At 59.7% G+C, this 26,802-nt stretch carries 24 protein-coding genes and 1 pseudogene; 15 read left to right on the top strand and 10 right to left on the bottom strand.

Translation table 11 applies throughout. The features are described from left to right. Nucleotides 1-20 precede the first annotated feature (20 nt). On the bottom strand, nt 21-932 hold the full coding sequence (locus tag CAL20_RS12395) for a LysR family transcriptional regulator (RefSeq protein ID WP_094821297.1): 912 nt from the start codon (nt 930-932) through the stop codon (nt 21-23). 148 nt (nt 933-1,080) lie between these two features. On the opposite strand from CAL20_RS12395, the gene CAL20_RS12390 reads away from it, so the two are divergent. The 3 genes from CAL20_RS12390 (at nt 1,081) to CAL20_RS12380 (ending at nt 3,594) form a co-directional block, all read left to right on the top strand. After that, nucleotides 1,081-1,779, top strand: coding sequence for a pirin family protein (locus CAL20_RS12390; protein WP_094821296.1), 699 nt, complete (start codon nt 1,081-1,083; stop codon nt 1,777-1,779). Nucleotides 1,780-1,913: 134 nt separating this feature from the next. Then, the gene (locus tag CAL20_RS12385) at nt 1,914-2,798 is read left to right on the top strand and encodes a pirin family protein (protein WP_094821295.1); all 885 of its coding nucleotides are present in this window, start codon (nt 1,914-1,916) and stop codon (nt 2,796-2,798) included. 121 nt (nt 2,799-2,919) lie between these two features. Continuing rightward, nucleotides 2,920-3,594 (top strand): class I SAM-dependent methyltransferase, encoded by a 675-nt coding sequence (locus CAL20_RS12380; protein WP_094838001.1) that lies wholly within the window; start codon nt 2,920-2,922, stop codon nt 3,592-3,594. A 69-nt stretch (nt 3,595-3,663) separates the two neighbouring features. Here CAL20_RS12380 and CAL20_RS12375 read toward each other — a convergent pair whose 3' ends face one another. From CAL20_RS12375 to CAL20_RS12365, 3 genes are all read right to left on the bottom strand, one after another. After that, complete coding sequence (locus CAL20_RS12375; protein ID WP_094821426.1) at nt 3,664-4,443, bottom strand: ABC transporter ATP-binding protein; 780 nt, start codon at nt 4,441-4,443, stop codon at nt 3,664-3,666. 2 nt (nt 4,444-4,445) lie between these two features. Next, nucleotides 4,446-6,116: an ABC transporter permease gene (locus CAL20_RS12370; protein WP_094821293.1), complete on the bottom strand. Its 1,671-nt coding sequence runs from the start codon at nt 6,114-6,116 to the stop codon at nt 4,446-4,448. A 209-nt stretch (nt 6,117-6,325) separates the two neighbouring features. Next, on the bottom strand, nt 6,326-7,366 hold the full coding sequence (locus CAL20_RS12365; RefSeq protein ID WP_094838000.1) for a Fe(3+) ABC transporter substrate-binding protein: 1,041 nt from the start codon (nt 7,364-7,366) through the stop codon (nt 6,326-6,328). Between the two features lie 372 nt (nt 7,367-7,738). On the opposite strand from CAL20_RS12365, the gene CAL20_RS12360 reads away from it, so the two are divergent. Continuing rightward, nucleotides 7,739-8,515: a ferredoxin--NADP reductase gene (locus tag CAL20_RS12360; protein WP_094821425.1), complete on the top strand. Its 777-nt coding sequence runs from the start codon at nt 7,739-7,741 to the stop codon at nt 8,513-8,515. A gap of 84 nt (nt 8,516-8,599) precedes the next feature. Here CAL20_RS12360 and CAL20_RS12355 read toward each other — a convergent pair whose 3' ends face one another. Together CAL20_RS12355 and CAL20_RS12350 are read right to left on the bottom strand one after the other, a co-directional pair. Further along, nucleotides 8,600-10,924 carry an ankyrin repeat domain-containing protein gene (locus CAL20_RS12355; RefSeq protein WP_094837999.1) on the bottom strand — a complete coding sequence of 775 codons (2,325 nt, stop codon included), beginning with the start codon at nt 10,922-10,924 and terminating at the stop codon, nt 8,600-8,602. A 157-nt stretch (nt 10,925-11,081) separates the two neighbouring features. Continuing rightward, nucleotides 11,082-12,137, bottom strand: coding sequence for a hypothetical protein (locus CAL20_RS12350; RefSeq protein WP_143277061.1), 1,056 nt, complete (start codon nt 12,135-12,137; stop codon nt 11,082-11,084). A 64-nt stretch (nt 12,138-12,201) separates the two neighbouring features. On the opposite strand from CAL20_RS12350, the gene CAL20_RS25620 reads away from it, so the two are divergent. Then, nucleotides 12,202-12,345: a hypothetical protein gene (locus tag CAL20_RS25620; protein ID WP_179266665.1), complete on the top strand. Its 144-nt coding sequence runs from the start codon at nt 12,202-12,204 to the stop codon at nt 12,343-12,345. A gap of 122 nt (nt 12,346-12,467) precedes the next feature. Here the strand turns inward: CAL20_RS25620 and CAL20_RS25880 are convergent. From CAL20_RS25880 to CAL20_RS12335, 4 genes and pseudogenes are all read right to left on the bottom strand, one after another. Beyond that, nucleotides 12,468-12,662: pseudogene (locus CAL20_RS25880) on the bottom strand (hypothetical protein); the annotation flags it as partial. Between the two features lie 259 nt (nt 12,663-12,921). Next, nucleotides 12,922-13,884 carry a Bug family tripartite tricarboxylate transporter substrate binding protein gene (locus CAL20_RS12345; protein WP_094821289.1) on the bottom strand — a complete coding sequence of 321 codons (963 nt, stop codon included), beginning with the start codon at nt 13,882-13,884 and terminating at the stop codon, nt 12,922-12,924. A gap of 146 nt (nt 13,885-14,030) precedes the next feature. Then, nucleotides 14,031-14,438, bottom strand: coding sequence for an AtuA-related protein (locus tag CAL20_RS12340; protein ID WP_094821288.1), 408 nt, complete (start codon nt 14,436-14,438; stop codon nt 14,031-14,033). Further along, a complete protein-coding gene (locus CAL20_RS12335) occupies nt 14,435-15,790 on the bottom strand; it encodes an acyclic terpene utilization AtuA family protein (protein ID WP_094821287.1) in 1,356 nt (451 codons plus the stop codon). Before CAL20_RS12335 ends, CAL20_RS12340 begins: the two co-directional genes overlap by 4 nt. 119 nt (nt 15,791-15,909) lie before the next feature. Between CAL20_RS12335 and CAL20_RS12330 the strand changes: the two genes are divergently transcribed. The 10 genes from CAL20_RS12330 to CAL20_RS12285 all read left to right on the top strand — a co-directional run bounded on the left by CAL20_RS12330 (nt 15,910) and on the right by CAL20_RS12285 (nt 26,769). Further along, nucleotides 15,910-16,824 carry a LysR family transcriptional regulator gene (locus CAL20_RS12330; RefSeq protein ID WP_094821286.1) on the top strand — a complete coding sequence of 305 codons (915 nt, stop codon included), beginning with the start codon at nt 15,910-15,912 and terminating at the stop codon, nt 16,822-16,824. A gap of 167 nt (nt 16,825-16,991) precedes the next feature. Next, nucleotides 16,992-17,381, top strand: coding sequence for a Rid family detoxifying hydrolase (locus CAL20_RS12325; protein WP_094821285.1), 390 nt, complete (start codon nt 16,992-16,994; stop codon nt 17,379-17,381). A gap of 20 nt (nt 17,382-17,401) precedes the next feature. Then, nucleotides 17,402-19,588, top strand: a complete 2,187-nt coding sequence (gene recG / locus CAL20_RS12320; protein ID WP_094837997.1) for an ATP-dependent DNA helicase RecG — start codon at nt 17,402-17,404, stop codon at nt 19,586-19,588. Between the two features lie 126 nt (nt 19,589-19,714). Then, nucleotides 19,715-20,662, top strand: a complete 948-nt coding sequence (locus CAL20_RS12315) for a LysR substrate-binding domain-containing protein (RefSeq protein WP_094821283.1) — start codon at nt 19,715-19,717, stop codon at nt 20,660-20,662. 107 nt (nt 20,663-20,769) lie between these two features. Beyond that, nucleotides 20,770-21,270 (top strand): Dps family protein, encoded by a 501-nt coding sequence (locus CAL20_RS12310; RefSeq protein ID WP_094821282.1) that lies wholly within the window; start codon nt 20,770-20,772, stop codon nt 21,268-21,270. Between the two features lie 131 nt (nt 21,271-21,401). Beyond that, nucleotides 21,402-22,196, top strand: coding sequence for an SDR family NAD(P)-dependent oxidoreductase (locus CAL20_RS12305; RefSeq protein WP_094821281.1), 795 nt, complete (start codon nt 21,402-21,404; stop codon nt 22,194-22,196). A 130-nt stretch (nt 22,197-22,326) separates the two neighbouring features. Then, entirely contained in the window at nt 22,327-23,931 is a 1,605-nt protein-coding gene (locus CAL20_RS12300) for an ABC-F family ATPase (RefSeq protein WP_094821280.1), read from the top strand. 225 nt (nt 23,932-24,156) lie between these two features. After that, nucleotides 24,157-24,933 carry an ABC transporter ATP-binding protein gene (locus CAL20_RS12295; protein ID WP_094821279.1) on the top strand — a complete coding sequence of 259 codons (777 nt, stop codon included), beginning with the start codon at nt 24,157-24,159 and terminating at the stop codon, nt 24,931-24,933. A gap of 67 nt (nt 24,934-25,000) precedes the next feature. Next, nucleotides 25,001-25,999: an ABC transporter substrate-binding protein gene (locus tag CAL20_RS12290; RefSeq protein WP_094821278.1), complete on the top strand. Its 999-nt coding sequence runs from the start codon at nt 25,001-25,003 to the stop codon at nt 25,997-25,999. Next, the gene (locus CAL20_RS12285) at nt 25,996-26,769 is read left to right on the top strand and encodes an ABC transporter permease (RefSeq protein ID WP_094821277.1); all 774 of its coding nucleotides are present in this window, start codon (nt 25,996-25,998) and stop codon (nt 26,767-26,769) included. Before CAL20_RS12290 ends, CAL20_RS12285 begins: the two co-directional genes overlap by 4 nt. Nucleotides 26,770-26,802 lie beyond the last annotated feature (33 nt).

Below are 26,802 nucleotides of genomic sequence, written 5' to 3'. Positions count from 1 at the left end.
CGCTGGGCTTTTGACGAGGGTCATACACCCAGCAGGCTTTCGCATAACCGGGGTGAACGCAGCTTTTGCAGCCACCATTTCAGTGCCTGTCCTGGGATCGGCTCGCGCCAGGCGTAGACCAGTTGTTCGGTAATCGGCACTACGTCATCCGTGGGGCATTGCACCAATTGCCCTCGCATGATGTAGGGCGCTGCTAGCGACAGGGGCAGGTAGCCGCATCCCAGACCGCGCACCTGCGCGTCGATCTTCGCTTGCATGGTCGGCATCATGATGAAAGGCTGCTGGTTCAGCAGACCGCGCGTGCGCGGCGGCAGATCGCGCGACGTATCGGCCAGCGCAATGGCGCAGTGGGCCGAGATATCGGCCGCCGTCAGTGGGCGATTCAACTGCGCAAGCGGATGATGGGGCGCCACGCAAAAGCCGAACTGCAGTTCGCCTAAGGGCTGTGACCAATAGGCCCCAGAGGGCACCCCCGCTGCATCCGCGCCAATGACCAAATCTGCGCGCCCTGACGCCAAAGCGTCCCAATTTCCGCTGAGCACCTCGGTGGACAGCCGCAACGTCGTGACCGAAGCCAGCTCGCGAAACTCGGCAATCAAGTCATACAGCTGCGCCAGGGGCAGTACGGCACTGACTGCCACCTTCAGATCCAGCTCCCATCCCGTCGCCACTCGTTTGACGCGTCCCGCCAGCGCATCCAGCGATTGCAACACCTGCCGGCCATCCTGTAGCAGCGTTTCCCCCGCAGGCGTGAGGTGAGCGCGGTGGCCGCTGCGATCAAATAACAGCACATCCAGCGCGTCCTCGAGCTTGCGTACAGCATAGGTCACTGCCGAGGGCACTTTGCCCAACTCGCGCGCCGCCTTGGCAAAACTGCCGTGCCGAGCGATGGCGTCGATCATATAAAGCAGTTCAGGCGTGATGGCTTGCATGGCAAAAAGTCATTCAAATAAATTGAATGATCTCATCAAACCAATTCAGTCTCAAGCCCATGTGATCCGCGCACAATACGTTTCATGGATGGTGATTAGACAACAACGTCTCACCACGAATCATTCAGATTATCGAAAGGAGCTTACTATGTTGACCCTGCGCCGTAGCAACGAACGTGGTCATGCCAATCACGGTTGGCTCGACAGCTATCACACCTTTTCTTTTGCGAACTACTACGACCCGGCGCACATGGGGTTCGGTTCGCTGCGCGTCATCAATGACGATCGTATCGCCCCGAGCCGTGGCTTTGGCACGCATGGCCACCGCGACATGGAGATCATCACCTATGTGCTCGATGGCGCTGTGGCGCACAAGGACAGCATGGGCAGCGGCTCGACCATCCGCCCGGGCAACGTACAGCGTATGAGCGCTGGCCGCGGTGTGTTGCACTCGGAATTCAACCCGCTGGAAGACCAGACCACGCATTTGCTGCAAATCTGGATCGAGCCCAATGTCACGGGTATCGAACCCGAGTACGAAGAGCAAGAAGTGCCCGAAGCCGAAAAGCGTGGCCGCCTGCGTCAGGTGATCTCGCCCGACGGTGCCGATGGCTCCATGCGCATTCACCAGGACGCGCGCTTGTATGTCGGCCTGTTCGATGACGTGGAAACCGCTGAATTGCCTCTGGCCGCGGGCCGTCGTGCCTGGGTGCATGTGGCGCGTGGCGAGGTGACGGTCAATGGCCAAGCCCTCAAGGCCGGCGACGCGTTAGCCCTGATCGACGAGGCTGCGGTACGCATCAGTGACGGCAAACAGGCCGATGTGCTGGTGTTCGATCTGGCCTGAGGCCGCTGGCAGGACCGGGTCCAGCCGGACCCGGCGGTACGTCCCCGCATGGTTATCCGCGATAGCCATGCGGGCTGTAATCCCCCAAAATGCGCTAAACACGCCCGCGCGGCGCGACACCCCAGGAGAACCGCATGTCCCTAGTTGAAACGCTCATCGTCCCCCGCACCAGCGATCTGGGTGACGGCGTTACCGTCCGCCGCGCCTTGCCGTCGGCCCAACGCCGCACCGTCGGCCCGTTCGTCTTCCTGGATGAGATGGGTCCCGTGTCGTTCGAACCGGGCGCCGGCATGGACGTACGTCCTCATCCGCACATTGGTTTATCTACCGTGACCTTTCTCTACGAGGGGGCCATGATGCACCGCGACGGCGCGGGTAATGTCCAGGAGATCCGTCCCGGCGAAGTCAACTGGATGACGGCCGGCCGTGGGATCGTCCACTCCGAACGCAGTCCCGCTGCACAACGCAGCGCGGGCCAGCGTATTGCGGGTTTGCAGCTCTGGGTGGGCTTGCCCAGCCAGCATGAGGAAACCGACCCTGGATTCGTTCACTACGGTCTCGACGCGCAGCCTATCGTCGAAGGAGAGGGCGTACGCGCCCAGGTCGTGGCAGGCTCCTTGTTCGGCAAAACCTCTTCAGTGCGTACGCTGTCGCCCCTGTTCTTCGGCGACATCGTGATGAAGCCCGGCTCCACCGTGGTCATTCCCGCCGAATACGAAGAACGCGCCGCCTACCTCAGCCGCGGCTCCGTCGAGGTCGATGGACAAGTCTATCAACCCGGGCAGCTCATCGTGTTCGCCGCGGGCCAGCCCGTGACTGTACGAGCCGTGGACAACGTCCGCTTTGCGATACTGGGTGGCGAGCCGCTGGATGGTCCGCGCTTTGTCTGGTGGAATTTCGTCTCCAGCCGCAAAGACCGCATCGAGCAGGCCAAAGCAGACTGGCAGCGTGATCGTTTCAGCCAGATCGTGCCGGGTGACGAGACGGAATATATTCCGCTGCCCGCGCCGAAAGTGTGAAAAACTATAGCGGATCCTACCGAGGCCTTCGCATCCGGCCAGCTGTCGGCCTGGCCGATCAGTCGCCTGCCGTCGAGAGCCTCGCCGAGCATACCCCACAGCGAGAGGAGGGCAGCAGCTCATGACCCCATTCTCTGATCCAACGGCCGTAGCGAACTATGCGGAAAGGACAGCGAGGATCGTGCCCGGTCTTCGGGACTTGCACAGGATGACAGGCGTTCTGTTGGCCGAACGTGCACCTGCCGACGCGCGCGTCCTGGTGCTCGGCGCTGGCGGCGGGTTGGAGTTGAAGGCCTTCACCGACATGCAGCCAGGCTGGAGCTTCGACGGTGTAGATCCGTCTCCCGAGATGCTCGATTTGGCTCGCACAATATTGGGCCCGACAGCGTCCCGCGTGCGCTTGCACGAAGGCTATATCGACACCGCGCCCAACGGGCCCTTTAATGGCGCGGTCTGCCTGCTGACGCTGCATTTCCTGCCGCGCGAGGAACGCCTGCGAACCTTGAAGCAAATGCTCATGCGGCTCAAGCCCGGGGCGCCTTTGGTCATCGCGCATCACAGCTTTCCCACCGAAGATCCTGCCAGGGATCGGTGGCTCGCGCGTAATGCGGCATTCGCGACTGCCTCTGGCGTCCCTGTGGCACAGGCCCAAGGCGGTATCACCGCGATCAAGGAACGGCTACCGGTGCTTTCGCCGCAACAGGACGTCGACCTGCTGCGCGAGGCTGGATTCACAGACATCGACCTGTTCTATTGCGCGTTCACGTTCAAGGGGTGGGTCGCCTACAGACCATGACTCGTCGCCGTGTCCGCGCGCATATACGTTGGCGACGGATACGACCCCGTGCGAACACGTAATGGCGGATCAGCGCCCGCGCGCGTACGCCTGTTGCCGCTGCTCCACCAACGCCTCGCGTCGCACAAAGTCCCGTACAAAATCCGTGGCAGGGTGGTGGTGCAAGTTATACGGCGTATCCCATTGCACGACTTTACCTTCGCTCATGATGCCGATGCGATCGGCAATAGCAAAAGCTTCGGCCTGGTTATGGGTGACGAGAATAGCGGTGTGGCCCGTGGACTTGAGAATATCGCGCACCTCGAACGCCAGGCGTTCGCGCGTATCTACATCCAGATTGGAAAAGGGCTCGTCCAGCAGCAAGAGATCGGGCGAGGGCGCCAGCGCCCGGGCCAGCGCCACACGCTGCTGCTGTCCCCCGGAAATCTCGTGCGGATAGCTATCGGCCGCTGCCGACAAGCCGACCAGATCCAGCATTTCCTTGACGCGCGCCGCGCGCTGGGCCTTGTTCATCACCTTGCGCAGCCCGAACGCCACATTTTCCGCGGCCGTCAGATGGGGAAACAGCGCGTAATCCTGGAACATCATCCCTACACGGCGGTGTTCCGGGGCGACCAGCACGGACTCGGATGAAATGATGGTGCCGTCCAGTGCAATAAGCCCGGCACGCACCGGCTCAAAGCCCGCGATGGCGCGCAAAATCGTGGTCTTGCCGCAGCCGGACTGGCCCAGCAAACAACCAATATGGCCAGCCGGCAGCGCCAGCGACAGATCCTGCACCACCGGGCGCAGGCCCTGCGGCGTATCGTAGGCCAGGCGGATGCGGTCGAGTTCAAGCAAATCGGCCACGTTCAATGTCCCATTTTCAAATTAGTACGTGCCAGCAAAATCACCGGCACGAGGCCCGCGACCACGATGGCCAAGGCCGCGACGGCGCCTTCCTCGTAGGTGCCGCGTGCGGCTTCGGCATAAAGCCACGTCGCCAGCGTCTCGAAATTCAGCGGCCGCAACAGCAGCGTGGCCGGCAATTCTTTCATCGTATCGACAAACACCAGCAGCGCCGCCGTCGCCAACGCCGGCTTGAGCAAGGGCAAATGGACCCGGCGCAGCGTCCCGCTCGCGTTTTCACCCAGCAATCGCGAGGCTTGCTCCAAAGACGGCGGAATGCGCGACAGGCCGGCTTCGATCCCGCCTACCGAAATCGCCAGAAAACGCATGGTATAGGCGCATACCAGCGCACCCGTCGATCCCATCAACAGCAAGCCCTGCGTACCAAACACCGAGCCCAGTTGACGATCGATCCAGGTAAACGGCATCAGCAAACCGATCGCCAGCACGGTCCCGGGTACGGCATAACCGAGGCTGGCAATCCGGGCGCACGCGCGGCCCGGATTCAGCCGCGCACTTTCCCGCAGCGTCCGTCCGGCCCACGCCACGATCAGCCCGCAGCCCAGCGTGACCACTGTCGCGGCAAACGCTACGGTGACTGTGTTGGTCAAGCCATTGATCAACTGATCAGACACCCCGCCCACGAGATGCAGGCGTTTGGACGTCTCTACCACCAGATACCAGGCCGGCGCGATAAACCCCAGCAACACCGGAATCCAGCCCAGCACGATAGCCAGCAACGCGGCGCTGCCGCGCAACCGTCGAGCCTGCATGGGCCGCATGCGCTGCGTGTTGGCGTAACGTTGCCGCTTGCGGCCGTGACGTTCCAGCAAAATCAGCCCCACGACGATGGCCAACATCGTCAACGCAATCTGCGCTGCGCTTGCCAGGTCCGAGCGTGTCACCCATGTCGTGTACACCGACACCGTCAGCGTCTGCACGCCTAAAAACTCGGATGCGCCGATATCGTTCAGCGTTTCCAGCAACGCCAGGCTGGCACCCACCGCAATCGCCGGGCGCGCCAAGGGCAGGGCAACGCGCACAAAGACACCGACTTTACCCGCGCCCAGCGTACGTGCCGCCTCGAGCAGGCTCGCGGCTTGCGTCATGAACATCACGCGCGTGCTCAAATAAACATACGGGTACAACACGAAACCCAGCACAAAAATGGCGCCATAAATCGAGCGCAAATCCGGCAGGCGAAAATCCCGCGGGCTGTCATAGCCCAGTATCGTACGGATCGCCGTCTGAATCGGCCCGATCGGATGCAGCAAGTCCAGATAGGCGAACGCGATAATGTAGGTCGGGACGGCCAGAGGCAGCAGCAGCGCCCAGGTCAATATCCGCCTGCTGGGAAAATCGTACGCGGTGACCAGCCAGGCCGCGCCGGTGCCCAGCATTGTGACCAATATCCCAACACCCAGCAGCAGCATGGCGGTATTCGCCAGCGCCTGAGGCAGAACGTACGTCGCCAAGTGCGACCAGTGCGACAGGTCCGCATCCAGCGCCTGCCAGGCCAGCGCGCCGAGGGGCAGCAACACCGCGAACGCGATCAGGGCCGCGCCCAGGAGCCAGCCCGCACCGCGTTCAGGGCCGCGTAGTCGCCAGGGGCGTGGCAAAGAATCAGTTTGCATACAAAGAAAGAAACATCCTAGCGCTGCGCCTGCAGTTTCCGTCGTTCGGTGGAAAAAGCAAATGTCAGGCGCCTTGCGGTGCCTGACACTGGTTGATGACTGTCCGCCGAGATAGGCAGCAGCGCTGGCGGTGATAATGAGTTAAGGCTGAGGTGCGGGCTGCATGATATCTGATGCAGCCCTTGGCTCCGCCTGTCGCCTCGACGCGATCAATTATCGAAGCCGACCTTATCCACCAATTCGCTGGCTTGCTTGCGATGCTTCGCGATTTCCGCCACGGGCAGCGAATCGATCTTCAGTTCGCCAAAACTCGCCACCACGGGGTCCAGCGTCACGCCGGGACGGATGGGGTATTCGTAGTTGGCGCGCGCGTACAGGGCCTGTGCCGGCTCGGAAACCAGGAACTCCAACAGTTTGACCGCGTTTTCCTTTTGCGGGGCATGGGCCGCCACGGCCGCACCACTGATGTTCACGTGCGTGCCATCGCCGCCATTCTTGAATGTCGGGCGCACCACCTTGATCGCGTCGCCCCATTTGCGGGCGTCGGTACCGGGTTCGGCGTTTTTCATGTGGCCGACATAGTAGGCGTTGGCGATACCGATATCGCAAATCCCGCCCAGAATGTCGCGCGCGACGTCACGATCGCCGCCCGCGGCCTTGCGTGCCAAGTTGGCCTTGACCCCGCGCAGCCATTTTTCCGTTGCCTCGGCCCCGTCATGCGCGATCATCGCCGCGACCAGGCCGGTGTTGTACGGGTGCTGGCCCGAGCGGATGCAGACCTTGTTCTTCCATTGCGCATCGGCCAGGTCTTCGTAGTGGAAGCTGTCCAGCTTGAGATCATTGGCCACATACAGCACACGGTCGCGCAGCGACAGGGCATACCATTTGCCGTCCGCACCGCGCAGATTTGCCGGAATGACCTTGTTCAGCGTCTCCGACTGGACTGCTTGCGTAATCCCGCCGTCCACCAGATCGATCAGGTTGCCGATATCGACCGTCATCAGCACATCGGCCGGCGATTGTGCGCCCTCGGCTTTGACGCGTTCGAGCAGGCCATCTTTCACAAAGACGGTGTTGACCTTGATGCCGGTTTCCTTGGTAAAGGCGTCCAGCATCGGCTGGATCAATTTGGGTTCGCGCGTGGTGTACAGGCTGACTTCCTCGGCTGCATTGGCCGGCGTGGCGAGCACGGCGCCCGCGAGCGCCAGCGCGCCAAAGAGGGGGGACAAGGAAAAGCGTCGGGTCGACATAGAGGGCCTGGCTCCGATATAGCGTTAAATAGACGACTGAAATGCCGTTTGTTTCGGGCACCGCTTTGGACCTGGGCCGCGAGTGGCGCCAGGCGGGGCAGGTTCCCGGTAACGAAAATTATTATCAAGTGGGTGCGACAATAACAGGAACCGCCCAACCGTTCAACTGAGCGTCAGCTAAAGCCCTGTTTCCGGGGCTGATCCGGGGTTCTACCAAAAAGTTATAAGAGAATTACGGAATAATGAGATGAGTTATCAAGTAGTCTTGGTAAAATCGGGAAAACCCTGAGCCCCGCGCCAGCTTATTGCAAGCCTTTTGCACAGCGCGGAAATCCACTCGGCGCACCTGGTGCGTTGCACTTTTTCAACGACATGGCAGCTTTTAATACCGAACGCGTACTCAGCGTGCGCCACTGGAACGATACGCTTTTTTCCTTTACCACCACACGTGACTCGGCCTTGCGTTTCCACAACGGCCACTTTGTCATGATTGGCCTGGAAGTCGAAGGCAAGCCCCTGATGCGCGCCTACAGTATTGCCAGTGCCAACTACGAGGAAAACCTCGAATTCCTGAGCATCAAGGTCCAGGACGGCCCCTTGACCTCCCGTTTGCAGCACCTGAAAGAGGGGGACTCCATCCTCGTCAGCCGCAAACCGGTGGGGACATTGATCGTCGACGACCTCAAGCCCGGCAAAAACCTGTTCCTGTTCGGCACGGGCACTGGCCTGGCGCCCTTCATGAGCATCATCAAAGACCCGGACGTCTATGAACGGTTCGAAAAAGTCGTCCTGGTGCACGGCGTGCGCTGGGTGAGCGAGTTGGCCTATGCTGATTTCATCGAAAACGAGCTGCCCAACAACGAGTTCTTTGGCGACGTAGTGCGCGACAAACTCGTCTACTACCCCACCGTCACGCGCGAGCCGTTCCGCAATCAGGGCCGCATCACGCAACTGATCGAAAGCGGCAAGCTCTGCGCCGATATCGGCCTGCCACAGATCAACCCGGAAACCGATCGCGCCATGCTCTGCGGCAGCCCGCACATGCTGGCCGATATCAGCGCGATGCTGGATTCCCGGGGCTTCCAGGTATCACCGGGCGTCGGTGAGCCGGGCGACTACGTGGTTGAGCGCGCCTTTGTCGAAAAATAGCGCATGCACCGCACTCGCGTAGCGAGTCGGCGGTATTTGCCACCAAGAAAAAGAGGATGCGCGACGCATCCTCTTTTTTTCGCTTCACGTCTGGATCGACGTCCCCGTGGCGTCACGTCGTTGCTCTGCAATGATCTCCTCTCTCGCTCCCGCGAGAGCCACACCCAACACGGTGACCGCGTTCTGTTCACGGTCATGTAGCAGAGTTGCCATGGCTGTGGCAATGTCCGCTCCCGCCATAATGAGTGTCCTTGCGTCTATCCGATTGCCTTGCTTGCCCAGTTCCATCAGCAGTCTGTCAGTCGGCACTCCCAGGTCAATCAGCGCCTGCAGTTGGGGAATCTTTTTGTCGCTGATGAATTGTTCCAGCAACCCATCAGTATCCACCTGCATCCCCACCAACGTCGCCACTCGGGCGCGCTTGACGGCAGCCGGCACCGTGTCGTCCGCGGCCAGAGCTAACAGCGCTTTCTGTCCAGCCGGGACGCCTCCTGCGCGCAGTAATTTCTCTGCGGCTTGGGAGTCGTCAGCCTCGATGGCGTGCATCAGGGCGATAGACAAATCGGCTCCCATGGTTATCAGGTCTCTTTCGTCTATGACACTATCGTTGCTGACCGCGAGCGCCATCGTCTTATGAATGTTTACCCCCCAAGCCGCCAATCTGGCAGCCTCTTCTCGGTACTTCGTTTCCAGCAACGACAGCAATGCCCCCGGGCCGTCTGCGCCTAGGTCGATCAAAGTGCGTGCCAAGTGGCCATCGTTACGTTGCGCGGCCTCTACCAGTGCCTCCCGTCCGTTCGTCAAATCTGGAATGAACCGGCGTGCCAACGCCGATTCGCCGTTTTTGATGAGATGAATAAGTGCTTCAGTCGATACATCCAGCGCTCGGGTCAAGGCTCGTGCGCCATCCATGTCGCCGGCCAGCACCCTGTCAATCAGTGTGGCCGGTGCAGCCTTGCCGGCTTTGATCAATGTGCGGATGCCATTTAAATCATCGGCGCCACTCAGTTGTTTCAACGCATCAGCGATGTCTGCTTCTCGTTCAAGCAACATCGCCGCCTCTGTTGTATCTCCGTTGATTGCGGCAGACAGGAGCGCCACGTTTTTCTCAGTGGGTGAAAGATCCGAGATTTTTTCTTTTCTCAGCTCGATTTCTGCGGATAGCCCGTTCGGCAGCGCGGATGCGTCGGCTCCTGCGGCAATTAATAGTTTTATCGCCTCAAACCTGTCCGGATCCTTGCGGCGTTGGCTATTGGACCACATGTCATGCAATAGCGTCGACGTGGACATACCAGTATTAATCAGTGTTTTTGCCGCAGCAAAGTTTCTTGTATGAGCAGCGCGCTCCAACGTTCTTTGCAGAGTCACCAGGCCAGCAGAGGCCAATGCTCGCAGCGCGTCAACATTCCCGCTTTTCGCCAACTCGTCGCATCCTAGCTGCCCGGAGTCCATCTGTTCGGCCAACACAAGCATGGCCGCAATGTCCCCGCTATCCGCCAGCCTCAACAGTGCTGCCGTGGCGCTCGAGGGTTTCGTGTCGCCCGTTTGCTTGCTTACCAATTCGTCCGTCGCGATCAGCCGGCTCAAGCCCAGGCTGTTGAGCTCGCTCTTAGGTCTTTTCGCCAAGGTCGTCAGCGCCGTCGTGACGTCCGACCCGGTTTGAATCAAAGCTCTCCTTCCGGAGGTCGTGACGCTGCGTGCGACCGTAGCACTCCTGGCGGCAGGAGACTGTGTCGCCATCAAGACCAGCGCATCGGATCCTTTTGCGCCAAGTAAAACCAACGCCTTTGCGGCATCCAACCAGTATTTTGTACCCGCATATTCGAGCGCGACTGTTGCATCCACCCCTAGCGATATGAGCAATTTTGCCGCGTTCGGGTCCGACTGATTTTCATCATGTTGCAGCACCTCCGCGAGCGCCTTTGATGCCTCCTCCCTTGGCATGCTGGCGACCAGACGTCTTGTTATTTCTGTATGGCCTCGTTCCGCTGCGGATTTCACTGCGCGAGGCAGGCCGGCATGGGCACCGTTTTTGATCAGCGTATCTACCAACTCGGGATTATCTATGGGGGATTCGGCCGCGTACATGATGGGGGTATATCCGAACTGATCTTCGACATTAATCAGATCGACGTCGAACTCATTGGCGAATTGCGCGAGATTCGATGCTATTGAATAGCTGCCGGAGGTAATAGCGATATGTAGGCAGTTCTGACCGTTTTCGTGCCGGTCTTCGACGGTCCACACCGTGTCATCGTCTGCCATCAATGCCTCGAACATCGGCCAATCGTCTGCTCGGAGGGCGTGAGTCAGGCGGTTTCGATCATTCCGTTCGGCTTGCGAGGCGGGCAGCTCGGGCGCAGGGATAGCGCAAGGCGGGTTGCGTGTGACGTTGATGTCATGGGGCATGGGAGCTTCCCTGGGGGAAAATACGATGGGCCATCGAAATGGGGATCGCCGCCCAGCCACAAACTAATATGTCTCTGGTTTGAGCGGCTTTGGTTGTGTAAGTATCAATTTCATTGATGTCGTTCCATACGTATATATCTAAGGGCGGCTTGAGTCGTCACTGAACCGCTGCCCCGAGCTCGGCCAGGTCTTTGATGGCGCTCTGGTATGAGGATGGATCCTCGCGCATGGCACGCCTGAGCGTTGCATGGATGTCTACGCCTAGGGCAATCAACCGGCCCGCCGCCTCTCGAAACCCGGCATGCAACAGCGACAGCAAAGCGCCAGGACCATCTGCGCCTATCGCGATCAATGCTGCCGCCATATCCTCATCGCCATTTTCGGCCGCCTGCGTCAGCGCATGCCGTCCATCGGTCAAGGCGGAAAGGAGTGTGCGTGATGCATCGTGGTCTCCTGCTGCAATGAGAGTAATAAGCGCATCGCCGGCAATGTCCTCAAACTGAGCCAGAGGCTTTGCGACATCCAGGTCGCCGTCCCGTACCAGATCGATCAGCGTCTGAGACGAAATCGCGCCTGCGTTAATTAACCTGGATATTCCCAGTGTTTTTTCTAAGTCGTTCAGACCTTCGGCTTGGTGCAGGCACTTTAAGGCAGCCTTCGCGTCTGATACGCCGCTACTCAACATCACGATCTCTGCTATGTCATCTTTCTTTATCGCAGAGAGCAAGGTTATGATTTTCTCACCCTCTGAGAGAGCCGCTATTTCGGTTTTCCGTTTTTCGAACGCTGCTGCGATGTCGTCTGTCAACGGTAACGATTCTGCCCCTGCGGCGATCAATAGCTTTATTGCTCCGCACGAGGTGGGATCCGACCAGTTGCGGTGCTGAAGGATCAGTTCGTTCATCGCCGCATTTGCCGGCACACCGGCGGCGATCAGGGTTTTGACTCCCACAAAATGGCCGTCCAGAGAAAGCTGGCGCAGATGCTGTTCTGGATAGGTCATGAGCGAGGAAGGCATCAGCGATTTTATGGTCGCGACATTGCCGCTGTTGGCCAGTTCGCTCCAATCGAGATGCTCGGAGGCGATGGCTTTTCGTAATCTCACCACGGCCGTTGTATCAGCGTCCTTTGCCAGCCTTGACAGGGCGGCTGTCTGGCTGTGCAGCTTTGCGGACGAATCGAGCGCATGTCTGCTGTGGTTTTCGAGAATCAAGCGCCGCACAGCATGGCCGTGGGCTTTCTCGTCGGGATTCTTTGCGAGACTGATGAGTGCCGTCATGACATCTGCGCCCGCCCAGAGCAAGAGCCTTAGCGCGTTGGTGTCGCGCGATATTGCGGCTGAGGCCAGCGCTCGCGATCCGTTGGCGCCCATCAAAAGCAATATGCTCGCCGCCTCTTCGCATGAGCTTTTCGTCGCGTAATCCAATGCGTCCGAAACATGGGCTCCCAGCGAGATCAGCAGCTTTGCAGCGTTGGCTCTGGCTTGAGGCGTATGTGCTTCATCGGCCACGACGACTTGTGCCAGGGCCTTTGATGCATCGGCGCCGGCATCCAGCAGGCGTCTCGCTGTTTCGGTGTGGCCTCTTAGCGCGGCGCAATGCAAGGCCTCTGATAGATTGTCTTCGCGCAAGGCTTGCAGCAGGGGTGCCTGAATTTCGCGTGCATGTGGAGTTTCAGCAAAACTGTCCGCATCAGTCGAGAACAGCAGTTCTTGCGAGTAATTGAGTCCATTGAACATACGGGGGGCTCCTGGGGGCAAGGACGATAAAGATATCGTCCCATTTTGTAAGGAGGCACCCGCCATCTGTTTTCCACGCCCCGAAAAATCGGACACTTCTGTAATACGAGGCTTGAGTCGACCAGACGCTGCGCGATGTATCTCTGTGCCATCGTGAGAACACTCGGCCAGACAACATGGAGTGGGCCACATCGCGCCGCACGCAACCGTGCCGAGGCGATATGGCCCTAGGAACTGCCGCCAATCAGCGGGCGTCCGATCATTCCGGCGTAATACCCGCCTTGCGGATGATATCGCCCCATTTTTCTGACTCGCTGCGTTGAAAGTCAGCGAGTTCTTTCGGTGTCGATGTGGCCGGCGCGGTGCCGGTGGATTCATAGAAGTGTTTGGCGGCTTGGCTTTCTGTGGCCTTGGTCAGCAGATCGTGCAGTTTGGTGACGATCTCGTCTGGCGTACCGTCTGGCACGTACGCGGCGAACCAATAACCCATTTCATATCCCGGAACGCCGGCTTCAGCGATGGTGGGCAGATCAGGAGCGAGCGGCGAGCGCTGGCTACCGGTAAAACCTAGGGCGCGCAGCTTGTCCGAGGCGACTTGGGGCAAGCCAGTAGCCGTGTCCGTGATCATCATGTCGATCTGGCCGCCCAGCAAATCGGTGACCGCCAGCGGATTGCTCTTGTAGGGCACGTGCAGCAATTTGATGCCAGCCATCTGCTGCAGCAACTCGCCGGCGATGCGGCTGCTGGAGCTGCCGCTGCCGAAACTCAGCTTGCCGGGCGATTGCTTGGCAAGGGCGAGAAAATCGCTCACGGTTTTTGCCGAAGACGAGGGGTTGATCACCATGATCTGGCCGCCTTTGCCAAGCAAGGTGACCGGCGAGAAATCCTTGACCGGATCGTAGGGCAGGCTTTTGTACAGATGTTCGTTTGCGGCGTGCGTGGTGTTGGTGGTGATCAATACCGTATAGCCATCGGCGGGCGCCCGGGCGGCGGTCTGCGCGCCGATGATTGCGCTGGCGCCAGCTCTGTTTTCGATGACGACGGACTGTCCGGTTTGTTCGGAGACGCCTTGGCCGATGGCGCGGCCGATCTGGTCGGTGGCGCTGCCGGCAGCAAAGGGCACGATGAATGTGATCGGCTTATTCGGAAAATTCTGTGCCGCGACGGACAAGGGCAGGGCAGTGCATAGCGCGGCAATCATGCGTAAAGGGGTCAGGTGCATCGTAGTCTCCGTGTGTTGTTGTGTTAAAGGTATTGCCGTGAACGGTGTATTGCTGCGGAAAACGAGGGCTATCCAGACAACCTGGCGTCGCCATAGACAACCGCGGGCGGGCTAAAGACGGCGCTCAGTCAGAACGCCGCCGGAAATCATGCGTTCGACAGAGCGTCGCCTGGCACGTTGGGCAAGCGTTGCGCGAGTTTCGCGCTCACTTCGACTGGCAGATCCAGTAGATGAAACGACAGGCTCTTGCCATGCGCGTCCAGGTTCAATGCATCATTCACGCCGCCGTCCAATACGCCCTCCAATACGAAATTCATGGCTTGCAATGTCGCAATCTCATAGCGTGTGACGCGAGCCGGATGACGATAGTCGAACCATTGCGCCACGCGCGCATCCGTGACTTGCTCGACGAGCACGTCGTAGCACTCCTTATCCCAGGCAATCAGACTGAGATTGGAAATATTGCCCTTGTCGCCAGAGCGGCTGTGCGCCAGACGATACAGGGGCACCGATACGGTGGCGGCAGGTGAGTTGCCAGGCGAGGGCGTCGTCATTGTTGGGTCTCCAGCATCGTCCAGCCGCTTTCCACGGCATCTCGTGCAATGGTGCAGGACACCATATTCAATCGTGGCCGCAGCGAGGTGCGTACGCCACCACCGCCGGCTGGGCCGCAGCAATAGAGCGCCGTCACTTCGCGCAGCAAGCGTTCCGCTGTTTTCGCCTCGATGTGTTCGGCCGCCAAGCGCAGACGCACGTCGCGCGCGTTTCCGGGTGCCTGCGCCCGCAGCATGCCGCCGTTGTCGTCACCCAGAATGCTGACGACGCCAATCAAGTCCATGCGTACCTTCAACGCCGAGCCGAGGCGTTTTTGCACCATATCGGCTGCGAGGCGGGCGCGGGCTTCGGCCTGTACGCCGGCGTAGGAAATTTCTGCCTCGGCCAGCCAGCCGCCGCGATGACAGACGTTGACTTTTAATTCATTCGGGCGCGGGTGTCCGGTAATACCTGTGACGGCTACGCGATCAGGGCCGATCGTTTGAACGGCGGCCTGGCTCAGGTCTGCGACGACATCCGGCGTCAAATAGCTTGCGGGGTTATGGACTTCATAAAGCAGTTGCTCTTTGACGGTGCGCGCGTCTACGACGCCTCCGGTGCCATCAGGTTTGGTAATCACGAATCCGCCGTCCGCATCGATCTCGGCAATCGGATAGCCTGCTGTATGAATGTCGGGCACGTCTTTCAGTCCCGGCACGCAAAAATAGCCGCCCGTGACTTGGGTGCCGCATTCGAGCATATGGCCTGCCATTGTGGCCCGGCCCAATCGTACCCAGTCGTCTTCGGCCCAGTCGAAATGCGCCAATGCAGGCCCCAGCGTCAATGATGGGTCTGCCACGCGTCCGGCCACGACTATTTGCGCATCTGCGCGCAATGCCGCCGCGATTTCGCTCGCGCCCAGATAGGCCGTGGCGCTGACGACGTCCATCTCGTCGAAAGCCGGCCCCAGGCGCTCGCGCAGCAGCGCGTGCTGCTCCCGTGTGGTCAATGCGTCGCCGTGCACGACGGCAATTCGCGGCGTAGGCAATCCCTGCGCGCGCGCCAGCTCAGCAATACGGCGCGCGGCGCCCGGCGGATTTGCGGCCCCAAAATTACTCACGATGCGCACATCGTGTTGCAGGCAGCTCGCCAGAATGGGATTCAACAAATCATCCAGCAAAGGCTCATAGCCGCTGTCCGGATTGGCATTGCGCGCCAATTGAGCCAACGCCAGTGTGCGTTCGGCCAAGGTCTCGAAAATCAGCGTGCCGCCGCCGCGCGCGGCCAGCGACCGTACGATCGGCAATGCGCCATCCGTGCGGTCGCCGGAAAACCCCGTGGCACAGCCAATCAAAAAAGGCGCTGCTGTCATTGTTGTCTCGCGATCAAATTCTTGTCATGTCTGCACTTGCTGTGCAAAGTCGACTCACTATAGGTAGGCTTGCTTAATAAGTGAAATAGAAATAAAAGATCAATTCATCCAAAATTTCTATGAATCTATCTACCCGCCAACTCCGCGCATTCGTCGCGCTGGCCGACGAGAAACACTTCACCCGAGCCGCGCAGCGGTGCCATCTGACGCAACCGGCGTTTAGCGCGTTGATCCGTACGCTCGAGGACGCCGCCGGGGTGCGGCTGTTCGACCGCAATACGCGCAATGTCGAGCTCACCGCAGAGGGCAGGGTGCTGGACGCTTCGGCGCGCCGTTTGTTAGGCGAGTTCGATCTGGTCGTCGAGGACCTGCGCGACCATGCTGCGCGGCGACGCGGACACGTCACTATTGCGGCCTTGCCGTCTTTGGCGGCGGGGTGGCTGCCTGGATTGTTGGCGCGCTTTCATCGGGACTATCCGGGGGTCACTCTGCAGTTGCGCGATGCGCTCTTGGATCCGTGTCTGGATATGGTGCAAAGCGGTGCGGCCGATTTTGCCGTCGCGGCGCAGCGTGCGGATATGACAGACCTGGAAAGCGAGTTTCTCCATGCCGACCGATTTTTTCTCGTTTGCCGAAAGGACCATCCTTTGGCCGCGCGCGATCAGGTCCGTCTGCGCGATCTCATCCGGTGGCCTTTGATCCAGTTGGCGAGAGGCAGCAGCGTGCGCCGGTATCTCGACGAGGCCTTGGGCCCGGCCTCACCGCAGTCATTGCTCGAAGTCGAGCACTTGGCTACCGTGACCGGGCTCGTCCTGGCCGGTATGGGTATCAGCGTCGTGCCGGCTATGACGCTGTTTCATTTCCGGCGGGACGAGCTGGTGATCAAACCCCTGGCAGGCAAACCCCTCACACGGCCTCTGTATTTGGTGCGCCGCGAAGGCCGCGCGTTGTCGGTCGCCGCGCAGACCCTGTATGACTTGCTGCGAGAGCACCGTCAGCGCATTGGAATATCGATTTCGGCTGAATCAGGCTGAATTAGCCAAAAAGCGGCGAACGCCTCTATTCTTGTCATATAGCTGTCGACAATGTCCGAGTCAGCCAGGCGGCTCAAAGCATCCCGCCTCGCTTTCGCAAATACCTATTGCCGTTTAAACTTCAATAGTCCAGTATTACGATCGATTATTCTTCAAGGATTCGGCTTATGAGCAAGCAAATCATCCATACCGATGCGGCCCCGGCCGCCGTTGGTCCTTATTCGCAGGCCGTTGCCGTGACTGGTACCAAGACGGTTTATCTGTCCGGCCAGATTGGCCTGGAGCCGGGCACGGGCGATCTCGTATCGGAAAACTTCGACGCTCAGGTGCGTCAGGCTTTTGCCAACATGACCGCCGTCATCCAGGAGGCAGGCGGGACGCTGAACGACATCGTCAAATTGACCTTGTTCCTCACCGACTTGAACAAATTCACCGCCGCCAACGCCATCATGGCCGAATTGATCCCGCAGCCGTTCCCGGCCCGTTCGACGGTCGGTGTGGCCAGCTTGCCCAAAGGCGCGCAATTCGAGGTCGAAGCGATTCTGGTTCTGGCCTGAGGCGCCTGGTTTTTTCGCATATGCCGGCAACTGCCGCTGCCCGCAATCGTACCGGCGCGCCCAAGCGCGCCGGCGTGGATGCGGCTGCCGATAGCGCGGCCAGCTTGCGACCCGAAGCGAAATCGGGTACCAAATCGGGCCCGGCCCGGTCGCTGACCGATGTGCAGCGCAAGCTGCATAGCCTCGGCCTCGTTACACCCAACGACTGTATCTTGCACCTGCCGCTGCGTTACGAGGACGAGACGCGTATTGTTCCGATAGGCTCGTTGCGCCCCGGTGCGCCTGCGCAGGTCGAGGGCGAAATCCTGCGTAGCGAGGTGTTGTTTCGTCCGCGCCGCCAGTTGACTGCCGTGATGGCGGACGACAGCGGCGAACTGCAATTGCGCTGGCTGAATTTCTATCCGAGCCAGCAAAAACAACTGACGCCGGGCCGCCGGCTGCGTGCCCGGGGCGAGGTGCGTGGCGGTCTGTTTGGCCGCGAGATGGTGCATCCGCGCATGACCAGCGCTGATGCCGCCTTGCCCGAGGCGTTGACCCCGGTTTATCCCAGCACAGAAGGGCTGACCCAGCCGTCGTTACGCAAGGCCATTGCCCAGGCCCTCGATCAGGCCGATTTGAGCGATACGCTGCCCGACGAAGCCCTGCAACGTTATGCGCTGATGCCGTTTGCGCCCGCCATCCGCCTATTGCATGCGCCACCGCCAGGTTTATCCGAGCAAGACCTGGTCGAACGCGGTCATCCCGCCTGGCACCGCATCAAATTCGACGAATTGCTCGCCCAGCAGTTGTCGCTGGCCGCAGCGCGCGCGGCGAGGCGCAGCATTCGGGCTGTGCCATTGCCTCTACAGGCCGACCCGGCCGACGCTGGTGACGATTTGGTGGCGCGCCTGTATCGAGCATTGCCATTTACGCTGACTGCGGCACAACAGCGCGTCATCAAGGAAATCTCGGCCGACCTGGCGCAGCCGTATCCGATGCATCGTCTATTGCAGGGCGATGTCGGCAGCGGCAAGACCGTGGTCGCCGCTGTCGCAGCCGCTCAGGCCATTGCCTGCGGCGCACAGGTGGCATTGATGGCGCCGACAGAAATCCTGGCTGAACAGCATTTCCATAAATTGGTGTCGTGGCTGCAGCCGTTGGGTGTGAACGTCGCATGGCTCAGCGGCAGCCAGACGGCAAAGGCCCGGCGCCAATCCGCTGCCGGTGCGGCCGACGGCAGCATTCAGCTGTTGGTCGGCACACAGGCGCTGATACAGGACCATGTCGAGTTTCAGCGTCTAGGCCTGTCTATTGTGGATGAGCAGCATCGCTTTGGCGTAGGTCAGCGATTGGCCTTGACGCGCAAAGGCGAGGTCGCGCCTGACCAAGCAGAACAGATTCCCACGATCCCGCATCAGCTCAATATGAGCGCCACGCCGATCCCGCGTACCTTGGCGATGACTTTTTTCGCCGATCTGGACGTGTCCGTCATTGACGAGCTGCCGCCGGGCCGCACGCCTGTGGTGACCAAGCTCGTCTCCGATAATCGCCGCGAGGAAGTCATCGCGCATATCGCCAACGCCGTACGCCAGGGGCAGCAGGCGTATTGGGTCTGCCCGCTGGTCGAGGAAAGCGAAGCCCTCCAGTTGCAGACTGCTGTCGACACGTACGGCGCCATGTGCGCGGATCTGCCCGACTTGCGGATCGGCCTGGTGCATGGCCGCCTGCCGCAAACCGAAAAGGCCGCGGTCATGCAAGCCTTTCGTGATGGCGAGATCGATTTGCTCGTGGCCACCACCGTCATCGAGGTCGGTGTTGACGTGCCCAAGGCATCGCTCATGGTGATCGAACACGCCGAGCGTTTTGGCTTGGCACAATTGCACCAATTGCGCGGCCGAGTGGGGCGGGGCAGTGCCGAGTCCGTTTGCGTACTGCTCTACCAGACGCCGCTGTCGCAAATCGCCCGCCAGCGACTGCGGGCCATGTTCGAGACCAATGACGGTTTCGAGATCGCGCGCCGCGATCTGGAGCAGCGTGGCCCGGGCGAGTTTCTAGGCACCCGTCAATCGGGTATGGCGCTCTTGCGATTTGCCGATCTCGAAAGCGATGTCGGTATTGCCGAGCAGGCGCGCGAGGCTGCCGCATGGCTGCGTGCCGATCATCCCGATGCGGTAGCGGCGCATTTGGCACGCTGGATGCGTGGACGCGAAGACTTTCTGCGGACCTGAGCCTACTATGCACATCCTGCGCGCCATGCAATCTCTCATGCTTCGCCTTTTTCGGCTGGCCCGCCTCAGGGCAAACATCGCCCCTTTCCATCCCGGTATGAATGCCGCGGTTTCCCGGAGCATAAGATGACTCTGACTGAACTCAAATACATCGTCGCCGTCGCACGCGAACGGCATTTTGGCCGTGCGGCCGAAGCCTGCTTTGTGAGTCAGCCCACCTTGTCCGTGGCGATCCGCAAACTGGAGGATGAGCTGGGCGTGACGCTGTTCGAACGGGGCGGCGTCGAAGTCGGCGTGACCGCTATCGGTCAGCGCATCGTGACCCAGGCGCAAAAGGTGCTCGAGGAAAGTGCCAGCATCAAGGAAATCGCCCGTCAGGGCCATGACCCGTTGGCTGGTCCGCTGCGCGTCGGCGTGATTCACACGATCGGGCCGTATCTGTTGCCGCATCTGGTGCCGACGCAGATTGCCCGTACGCCGCAGATGCCGTTACTGCTGCAAGAAAACTTTACCCTGCGTCTCGTCGAACTGCTGCGTCAAGGCGAAATCGATTGCGCCATCATGGCATTGCCTTTGCCCGAGGCGGGATTGATCACGCAACCGCTTTACGATGAACCCTTTGTCGTGGCAGTGCCGCGCGATCACGAATGGGCCGACCGAGAAGCCATCAGTTCCGAAGACCTCAAACAGCAGACTATGCTGCTGCTGGGCACGGGCCATTGTTTTCGCGATCAGGTCTTGGAGGTCTGTCCCGAGCTCTCGCGCTTTTCCGCCGCGAGCGATGGCATTCAGCGGACCTTTGAGGGATCGTCATTGGAGACCATCCGCCATATGGTCGCTGCCGGCATAGGCGTGACCGTCCTGCCGGTGACGGCCATCCCTGAATCCCCGCCACCTAAAGCGCTCTTGCGCTATTTGCCTTTCGAGGGCCGCCCGCCCGAGCGGCGTGTGGTGCTGGCGTGGCGCCGCAGTTTCCCCCGTCTGGCCGCTATTGAAGCGTTGGCCCAGGCCGTCTACGAATGCGGTTTGCCTGGCGTGACCATGCTCGATCACGAGGCGGCGGTAGAAAGCTGATTTTTTTCAGTTTTGCGACAGGTTGAGTAAGGCCCTCAGGCGATAAACAATCTATATCAATCCAGTGGTATTCTTATTCTGTCTACAACCCGCACTAGGAGCACTACATGGCAAAGTCCAAAGCAAGTAGTACCGCCGCTGTTCGCATCAATATCGGCATTTCGGACAAAGACCGCGAGGCAATTGCGGCCGAGCTCTCCAAGGTGTTGGCAGATTCCTACACGCTGTATCTGATGACCCACAATTTCCACTGGAACGTCACGGGGCCGCTGTTCAACACCCTGCATCAGATGTTCATGACGCAGTACTCCGAGGAATGGGCTGCGCTGGACGATATCGCCGAGCGCATTCGTGCGTTGGGCGTCCATGCGCCGGGCACCTATCGCGAGTTCGCCAAGCTGTCCTCTATTTCCGAGCCGGCCAACGTGCCCGACGCCATGGAAATGGTGCGTCTGCTGGTCAAAGGCAACGAAGCCGTCTCGAAAACCGCTCGCTCCGCCTTTGACAAGGCCGACAGCGCCAACGACCAGCCTACCGCTGATTTGTTGACCCAACGCATGGACATCCACGAAAAGAACGCCTGGATGCTGCGCAGCTTGCTCGAGTAATCGTCATCTTGCGTTCCATAGTTCCATAGTCAGTGCCGCCGGCTTCTCACCAGAGAGGCCGGTGTCGTTTTGATTCGTGCCATGGCGTGATTGCCTGGCACCTTTCGTCCTTTACCCGTCTATTCGTCTGCATGGCTCATTCATCCGGCTTATCCGCTCATGTTCCCGCGTCTGTCCTGATCACCGGTGCGACAGGGGGAATCGGTGGCGCGTTGGCGCTGGAATACGCCCGTGCCGGTACCAAGACATTGATCTTGCAGGGGCGCAATCGTCAGCGCCTGGATGAGTTGGCCCAGGATTGCGGCGCCATGGGCGTGCGCGTGATCGTGCACGAACTGGATGTACGGGACCATGACGCGCTGCGGCAGTGGCTGATGCAGATCGGTCAGACCGAAGCCCCCGACCTGGTGATTGCCAACGCCGGCGTCAACATTAATACCGGTCCTCAACAACAGGGTGAAAGCTGGGACGATATGCATCGTCTTTTCGACGTCAATGTCAAGGCCGCCATGGCCACCCTGCACGCCAGTTTGCCGGCGATGCAGGCGCGCCGCGGTGGGCAGATTGCCTTGATCAGCTCGCTCGCTGCTTGGCGGGGCCTGCCCGAGACCCCTAGCTACAGCGCCAGCAAAGCGGCTGTCAAAGTCTATGGCGAGGCGATGCGCGACCTCTTGGCCGGGCAGGGGGTCAAGGTCAATGTCATCATGCCCGGCTACGTCGAATCGCAAATGTGCTTTGACATGCCCGGTCCCAAACCCTTTTTGTGGCCTGCCGCCAAGGCGGCTCGCGTCATCCGGCGCGGCCTCGCCCGCAACCGCGCGCGCATCAGTTTTCCGTTTCCCTTGAATTTGGGCTGTTTTCTGCTGTCCATCATCCATCCTGCTGTGTCCGGCTGGATACTTCAGCGGTTAGGCTATCGCGGCTGACGCTTGACTGTGCAGGATTTCCGCCTACTGCACGCGCCATCTCGTGTGCGAGAGCGCCGGTAACGCGGAATTGGTACACTATCCGGTTTAGCCTCGCACTTTTCGCGGGCGTCTTTCCCTATTCAAAGCCGTGATATCTACCGCCAATCTCACTATCCAGTTCGGTCCCAAACCCCTTTTCGAGAACGTCAGCGTCAAGTTCGGGGAAGGCAACCGCTATGGTTTGATCGGGGCCAACGGCTCGGGCAAGTCGACCTTTATGAAAATCATCGGCGGCGACCTGGAGCCGTCCGCTGGTAACGTCTCGCTCGAACCCGGTGTACGCCTGGGCAAGCTGCGTCAGGATCAGTTTGCTTTTGAAGACCTGCGCGTTTTGGACGTGGTCATGATGGGCCATACCGAAATGTGGGCCGCCATGACCGAGCGTGATGCGATCTACGCGAACCCTGAGGCGACCGAGGACGATTACATGCGCGCGGCCGAGCTCGAGGCCAAGTTCGCCGAGTACGATGGCTACACCGCCGAAGCGCGCGCCGGCGAACTGCTGTTGGGCCTGGAATTCGCGGTAGACCAGCATCAACTGCCCATGCGCGAGATCGCACCGGGCTGGAAACTGCGTGTGCTGCTGGCGCAAGCTCTGTTCTCCAATCCCGATGTGCTGCTGCTGGACGAACCGACCAACAACCTGGATATCAACACGATCCGTTGGCTGGAAAATGTGCTCAACGGCTATCAGAGCACGATGATCATCATCAGCCACGATCGTCACTTCCTGAACCAGGTGTGCACCCACATGGCCGACCTGGATTATGGCGAGATCCGCATTTATCCGGGTAACTATGACGACTATATGCTGGCGTCGACCCAGGCACGCGAACGTCTGGTCGCCAACAATGCCAAGGCCAAAGAGCGTGTCGCCGAACTGCAGGACTTTGTGCGCCGCTTTGCCGCCAACAAGTCCAAGTCCCGCCAGGCCACCTCGCGTCTGAAGCAGATTGACCGTATCAAGGCCGAGCAGGTCGTGGTCAAACCCTCGTCGCGCCAAAACCCCTATATCCGATTCGAGCAGAACAAGGTCATGCACCGCTTGGCGGCGACCATTGAAAAGCTCTCCAAGTCCTATGATGCACCGGTCATCCGCGATTTCTCCGCGATGATCGATGCGGGCGAAAAGATCGCGATCATCGGCGCGAACGGTGTGGGTAAAACGACGCTCTTGCGCATGTTGGCGGGCGATCTGGCAGCGGATTCCGGCACGCTGAAATGGTCGGATAACGCCGATCTGGGCTATATGGCGCAAGACGTGTCCGATCAATTCCAACAAACGGATATCAATTTGTTTGATTGGATGAGCGACTACCGTCAACCGGGCGATGACGATCAATCCATTCGTTCCGTGCTGGGCCGTTTGCTGTTTTCGGCCGATGATTTGCCCAAAGCACCCAAGGTCTTGTCCGGCGGCGAAAAGAACCGCATGACTTTCGGCCGCTTGATGTTGGGTCGCCATAACGTCATGCTGCTTGACGAGCCCACCAACCATTTGGATATGGAATCCATCGAGTCGCTGCAGTTCGCGCTCGAGAAATACCAGGGCACCCTGATTTTCGTGTCGCACGACCGCGAGTTCGTGTCTGGCCTGGCGACGCGCATCATCGAAGTCCTGCCGGGTGGCGAGATCGTTGACTACCGTGGCGGTTACGAGGATTACCTGTCCTCGCGTGGCATCGAGGGCTGATCCCGCACTGGGAACATTGCAGAGGTAGTCGCAACAGAACCCCGCGCCTGGATAGCGAATCCGAGCGCGGGGTTCTTTGCATGGCCGCTTTCTCGTGACGGTGTCCGCCGATGATCTATATATCTAAAAGTAATTTATCAATTATGAAAATATAGTTTGAGTTCATATAACGAATTGTTAGATTAGGACCTAATTACTCTACGCCCGCGTTGCACGAGCCTGTCTATGAATCTGACCTTCGATCACGTCCACAAGAACTTCGGCGATTTACATGTCGTCGACGGCTTTTCCAGTGAGTTCAGAACTGGCGAGCTGGTGGCATTGGTCGGGCCGTCGGGCTGCGGCAAATCGACGCTGCTGCACATGGCTGCGGGATTGGAGTCGCCGACGCAGGGGCAGGTCTTGGCCGACGGCAAAGCCATCACCGGGCCGCATCCCAGCCGCACGCTGGTATTTCAAGAGCACGCGCTATATCCGTGGCTGACGCTGCGCGACAATGTGTCGCTGGCGCTCGAGTTTCAAAACATCCCGAAAGCCCAGGCGCGTGACAAGGCGGTGGCCTGGTTGGCGCGCGTAGGGTTGGCGGGATTTGAAAACTACTATCCGCAACAGGTCTCGGGCGGTATGCGCCAACGTGCCGCATTGGCTCGCGCATTCATTGCTCAGCCGCAAACCATGCTGATGGACGAGCCTTTTGGCGCGCTGGATGCCTTGACGCGGCTGAGTCTGCAAGACGTTTTGCGTCAATTGATCAAACAGGAAAAGCCTACGGTTCTGCTGGTGACTCACGATGTCGATGAGGCGTTGTTCCTGGCCGACCGTATTGTGGTGTTCAGCCCGCGCCCGGCGCGTGTGCTGCGCGAATTCAATCTGACGCAGCGGCGCAAGACCCACGACCTCTCGGACCTGGCTGCCGAAAAACGCGAAATCCTCAGCCTGCTGGGCATCCAAGTCGCCGAAAGCGCCGACGACAGCGAGGGCGATGTCGCGTTGGCAGCTTGATTTCATACGTCTGTTCAGACGTGTCATCCGAATCTATCCATACCTATACCCCTATCCGGGAGCACAAATGAGATTGAAGCAATGGTTGTCCTTGCCGCTGGTCGCGGCGTTGGTGGCGGCGGCGCCGGCGTTGGCCGCTGAGAAATTGCGTGTGGGCTATCTGCGTGTGATGGACGATGCGCAGGCCATCGTTGCACAAGAAGGCGAGTTCTACAAAAAGGCGGGCCTGGACACTGAGCTGATCGAGTTCAAATCGGGCACTGACCTGATCAAGGCCATTGTGGGCGGACAGGCCGATATCGGCGTATTGGGCTTTACCAACGCGGTAGCCTGGGCGTCAAAAGGCGCTGATCTCAAAGTCGTCGGCGGAGCCCAACAGGGCTATCACTCGCTGATCGTTCGCGACGACGCAGGCGTAGAGAAAATTGCCGATCTCAAAGGCAAGACCCTGGCCTCACAACAAGAGGGCAGCACAGCGGATGTGGTGCTGAAAGGTGTCGTGCTGAAAGAAGGCAATCTGCAGCCTTCGGACGTGAACATCATGGGAGTGAGCCCGGCGGTTGCCGTGCAATCGCTGGTGGGCAAGCGTGTCGACGCAGCCTTCCTGTTTGAGCCGTATGACCGCATTGCGCAATTGGTTGCGCCGGTCAAGCAGATCTACGAAGTCGGTCAATCCTGGCCGTTTCCCTGCATGGTGGTGATCACGTCGGGCGAGGTTCTTGCAAAGCGTAAGGATGCAGTATGGAAGGCCCTGGACGCACAGAAGGCCGCCATCGATCTGCTGCAGAACAATCCAGAACAAGCCTCCAAACTGATCGCGTCGTATTTCATTGCCGAGCCTACGCTGAAAACCCTGAACAAGGGCGAGCTGCCGCGCGAAACCATCATCACCGACGCGATCAAGACGCAGGTTTTCACGGCCAAGCTGACCGACAAAGACGCAGCCCGCATGCAGGAAATCGCGGATATTCTGCAAGCGCAGGGGTCGCTGAAGACGCGTGACGGCAAGCCGTACGACGTGTCCAGCATCATCGATCTATCCTGGCAAGAGGCTCGCAAGCTTTGACCTCATCGACTCGTGTAACGGGACTGCGCAAGCACCTCGCCGGGGTGCTTGGCGTAGTCTTCATTTTGTTCCTGTGGCAGGCGGCTGCGTGGGCGTTGCCGGACTTTCTGATGCCAGGCGTGCCGGCCGTCGTCGAGCGCTTGTTCAACGACCTGGGCGAGTCATCTTTCCATCAGAGTCTGATGGGCACGCTGGGGCGTCTGGGTGCGGGTTATGGGCTGGCTTTGCTGGCCGGGGTGGGCTTTGGCCTGATCGCCGCGGTGCTGTATTTTTTTCGCGAAGTCCTGCGCAGCGCGATCGTCATTCTGCAGTCGATCCCGTCTATTGCCTGGGTGCCGTTGTTCCTGATCGTGATGGGCTTCGGCAGTGCTCCTATCATCATTGTCGTGGCGCTGGCGGCGTTTTTTCCAGCGGCTCTCAGCGTGATGAACGCGACGGAATCCGTGCAGCGTGTGCATGTATCGGCTGCGCGTGTGATGGGGGCCACACCATGGGGGCTGATCAAACGCGTGTACCTGCCTGCGGTCATGCCTGAGCTTATTACCGGCGCGCAACTCGCATTCGGTAATGCGTGGCGTGCCCTGATTTCGGCGGAAATGCTGATCGGTTTCGGCAAAGGCCTGGGCCGCTCGCTGGCCTATTCAGGCGAGATCGCCGATATGACGGGCGTGATGGCCAATATCCTGGTTATTGCGATCCTTGCTGCACTGATTGATCAATTCGTACTCGAAAACCTCAAGCATCGCTTGTTGCGTTATCAGTACGTATAAAAGGAGAGGGCGGGTGGCAACCCGCTCGCATCT

It is taken from the genome of Bordetella genomosp. 4 (assembly GCF_002261185.1).
Lineage (GTDB): Bacteria > Pseudomonadota > Gammaproteobacteria > Burkholderiales > Burkholderiaceae_B > Bordetella_A.
This window is presented reverse-complemented; position numbering and strand designations above follow the sequence as displayed.

Bases quoted from the DNA above. Each gene is read 5' to 3' on its own strand.
- CAL20_RS12390 (WP_094821296.1), top strand. From the start codon at position 1,081: ATGTTGACCCTGCGCCGTAGCAACGAACGTGGTCATGCCAATCACGGT.
- CAL20_RS12380 (WP_094838001.1), top strand. From the start codon at position 2,920: ATGACCCCATTCTCTGATCCAACGGCCGTAGCGAACTATGCGGAAAGG.
- CAL20_RS12305 (WP_094821281.1), top strand. From the start codon at position 21,402: ATGGCTCATTCATCCGGCTTATCCGCTCATGTTCCCGCGTCTGTCCTG.
- CAL20_RS12340 (WP_094821288.1), bottom strand. From the start codon at position 14,438: ATGACGACGCCCTCGCCTGGCAACTCACCTGCCGCCACCGTATCGGTG.
- CAL20_RS12330 (WP_094821286.1), top strand. From the start codon at position 15,910: ATGAATCTATCTACCCGCCAACTCCGCGCATTCGTCGCGCTGGCCGAC.
- recG (WP_094837997.1), top strand. From the start codon at position 17,402: ATGCCGGCAACTGCCGCTGCCCGCAATCGTACCGGCGCGCCCAAGCGC.
- CAL20_RS12360 (WP_094821425.1), top strand. From the start codon at position 7,739: ATGGCAGCTTTTAATACCGAACGCGTACTCAGCGTGCGCCACTGGAAC.
- CAL20_RS12335 (WP_094821287.1), bottom strand. From the start codon at position 15,790: ATGACAGCAGCGCCTTTTTTGATTGGCTGTGCCACGGGGTTTTCCGGC.
- CAL20_RS12310 (WP_094821282.1), top strand. From the start codon at position 20,770: ATGGCAAAGTCCAAAGCAAGTAGTACCGCCGCTGTTCGCATCAATATC.
- CAL20_RS12365 (WP_094838000.1), bottom strand. From the start codon at position 7,366: ATGTCGACCCGACGCTTTTCCTTGTCCCCCCTCTTTGGCGCGCTGGCG.
- CAL20_RS12295 (WP_094821279.1), top strand. From the start codon at position 24,157: ATGAATCTGACCTTCGATCACGTCCACAAGAACTTCGGCGATTTACAT.
- CAL20_RS12370 (WP_094821293.1), bottom strand. From the start codon at position 6,116: ATGCAAACTGATTCTTTGCCACGCCCCTGGCGACTACGCGGCCCTGAA.
- CAL20_RS12325 (WP_094821285.1), top strand. From the start codon at position 16,992: ATGAGCAAGCAAATCATCCATACCGATGCGGCCCCGGCCGCCGTTGGT.
- CAL20_RS12345 (WP_094821289.1), bottom strand. From the start codon at position 13,884: ATGCACCTGACCCCTTTACGCATGATTGCCGCGCTATGCACTGCCCTG.
- CAL20_RS12290 (WP_094821278.1), top strand. From the start codon at position 25,001: ATGAGATTGAAGCAATGGTTGTCCTTGCCGCTGGTCGCGGCGTTGGTG.
- CAL20_RS12355 (WP_094837999.1), bottom strand. From the start codon at position 10,924: ATGCCCCATGACATCAACGTCACACGCAACCCGCCTTGCGCTATCCCT.
- CAL20_RS12385 (WP_094821295.1), top strand. From the start codon at position 1,914: ATGTCCCTAGTTGAAACGCTCATCGTCCCCCGCACCAGCGATCTGGGT.
- CAL20_RS12315 (WP_094821283.1), top strand. From the start codon at position 19,715: ATGACTCTGACTGAACTCAAATACATCGTCGCCGTCGCACGCGAACGG.
- CAL20_RS25620 (WP_179266665.1), top strand. From the start codon at position 12,202: ATGACATCTGCGCCCGCCCAGAGCAAGAGCCTTAGCGCGTTGGTGTCG.
- CAL20_RS12395 (WP_094821297.1), bottom strand. From the start codon at position 932: ATGCAAGCCATCACGCCTGAACTGCTTTATATGATCGACGCCATCGCT.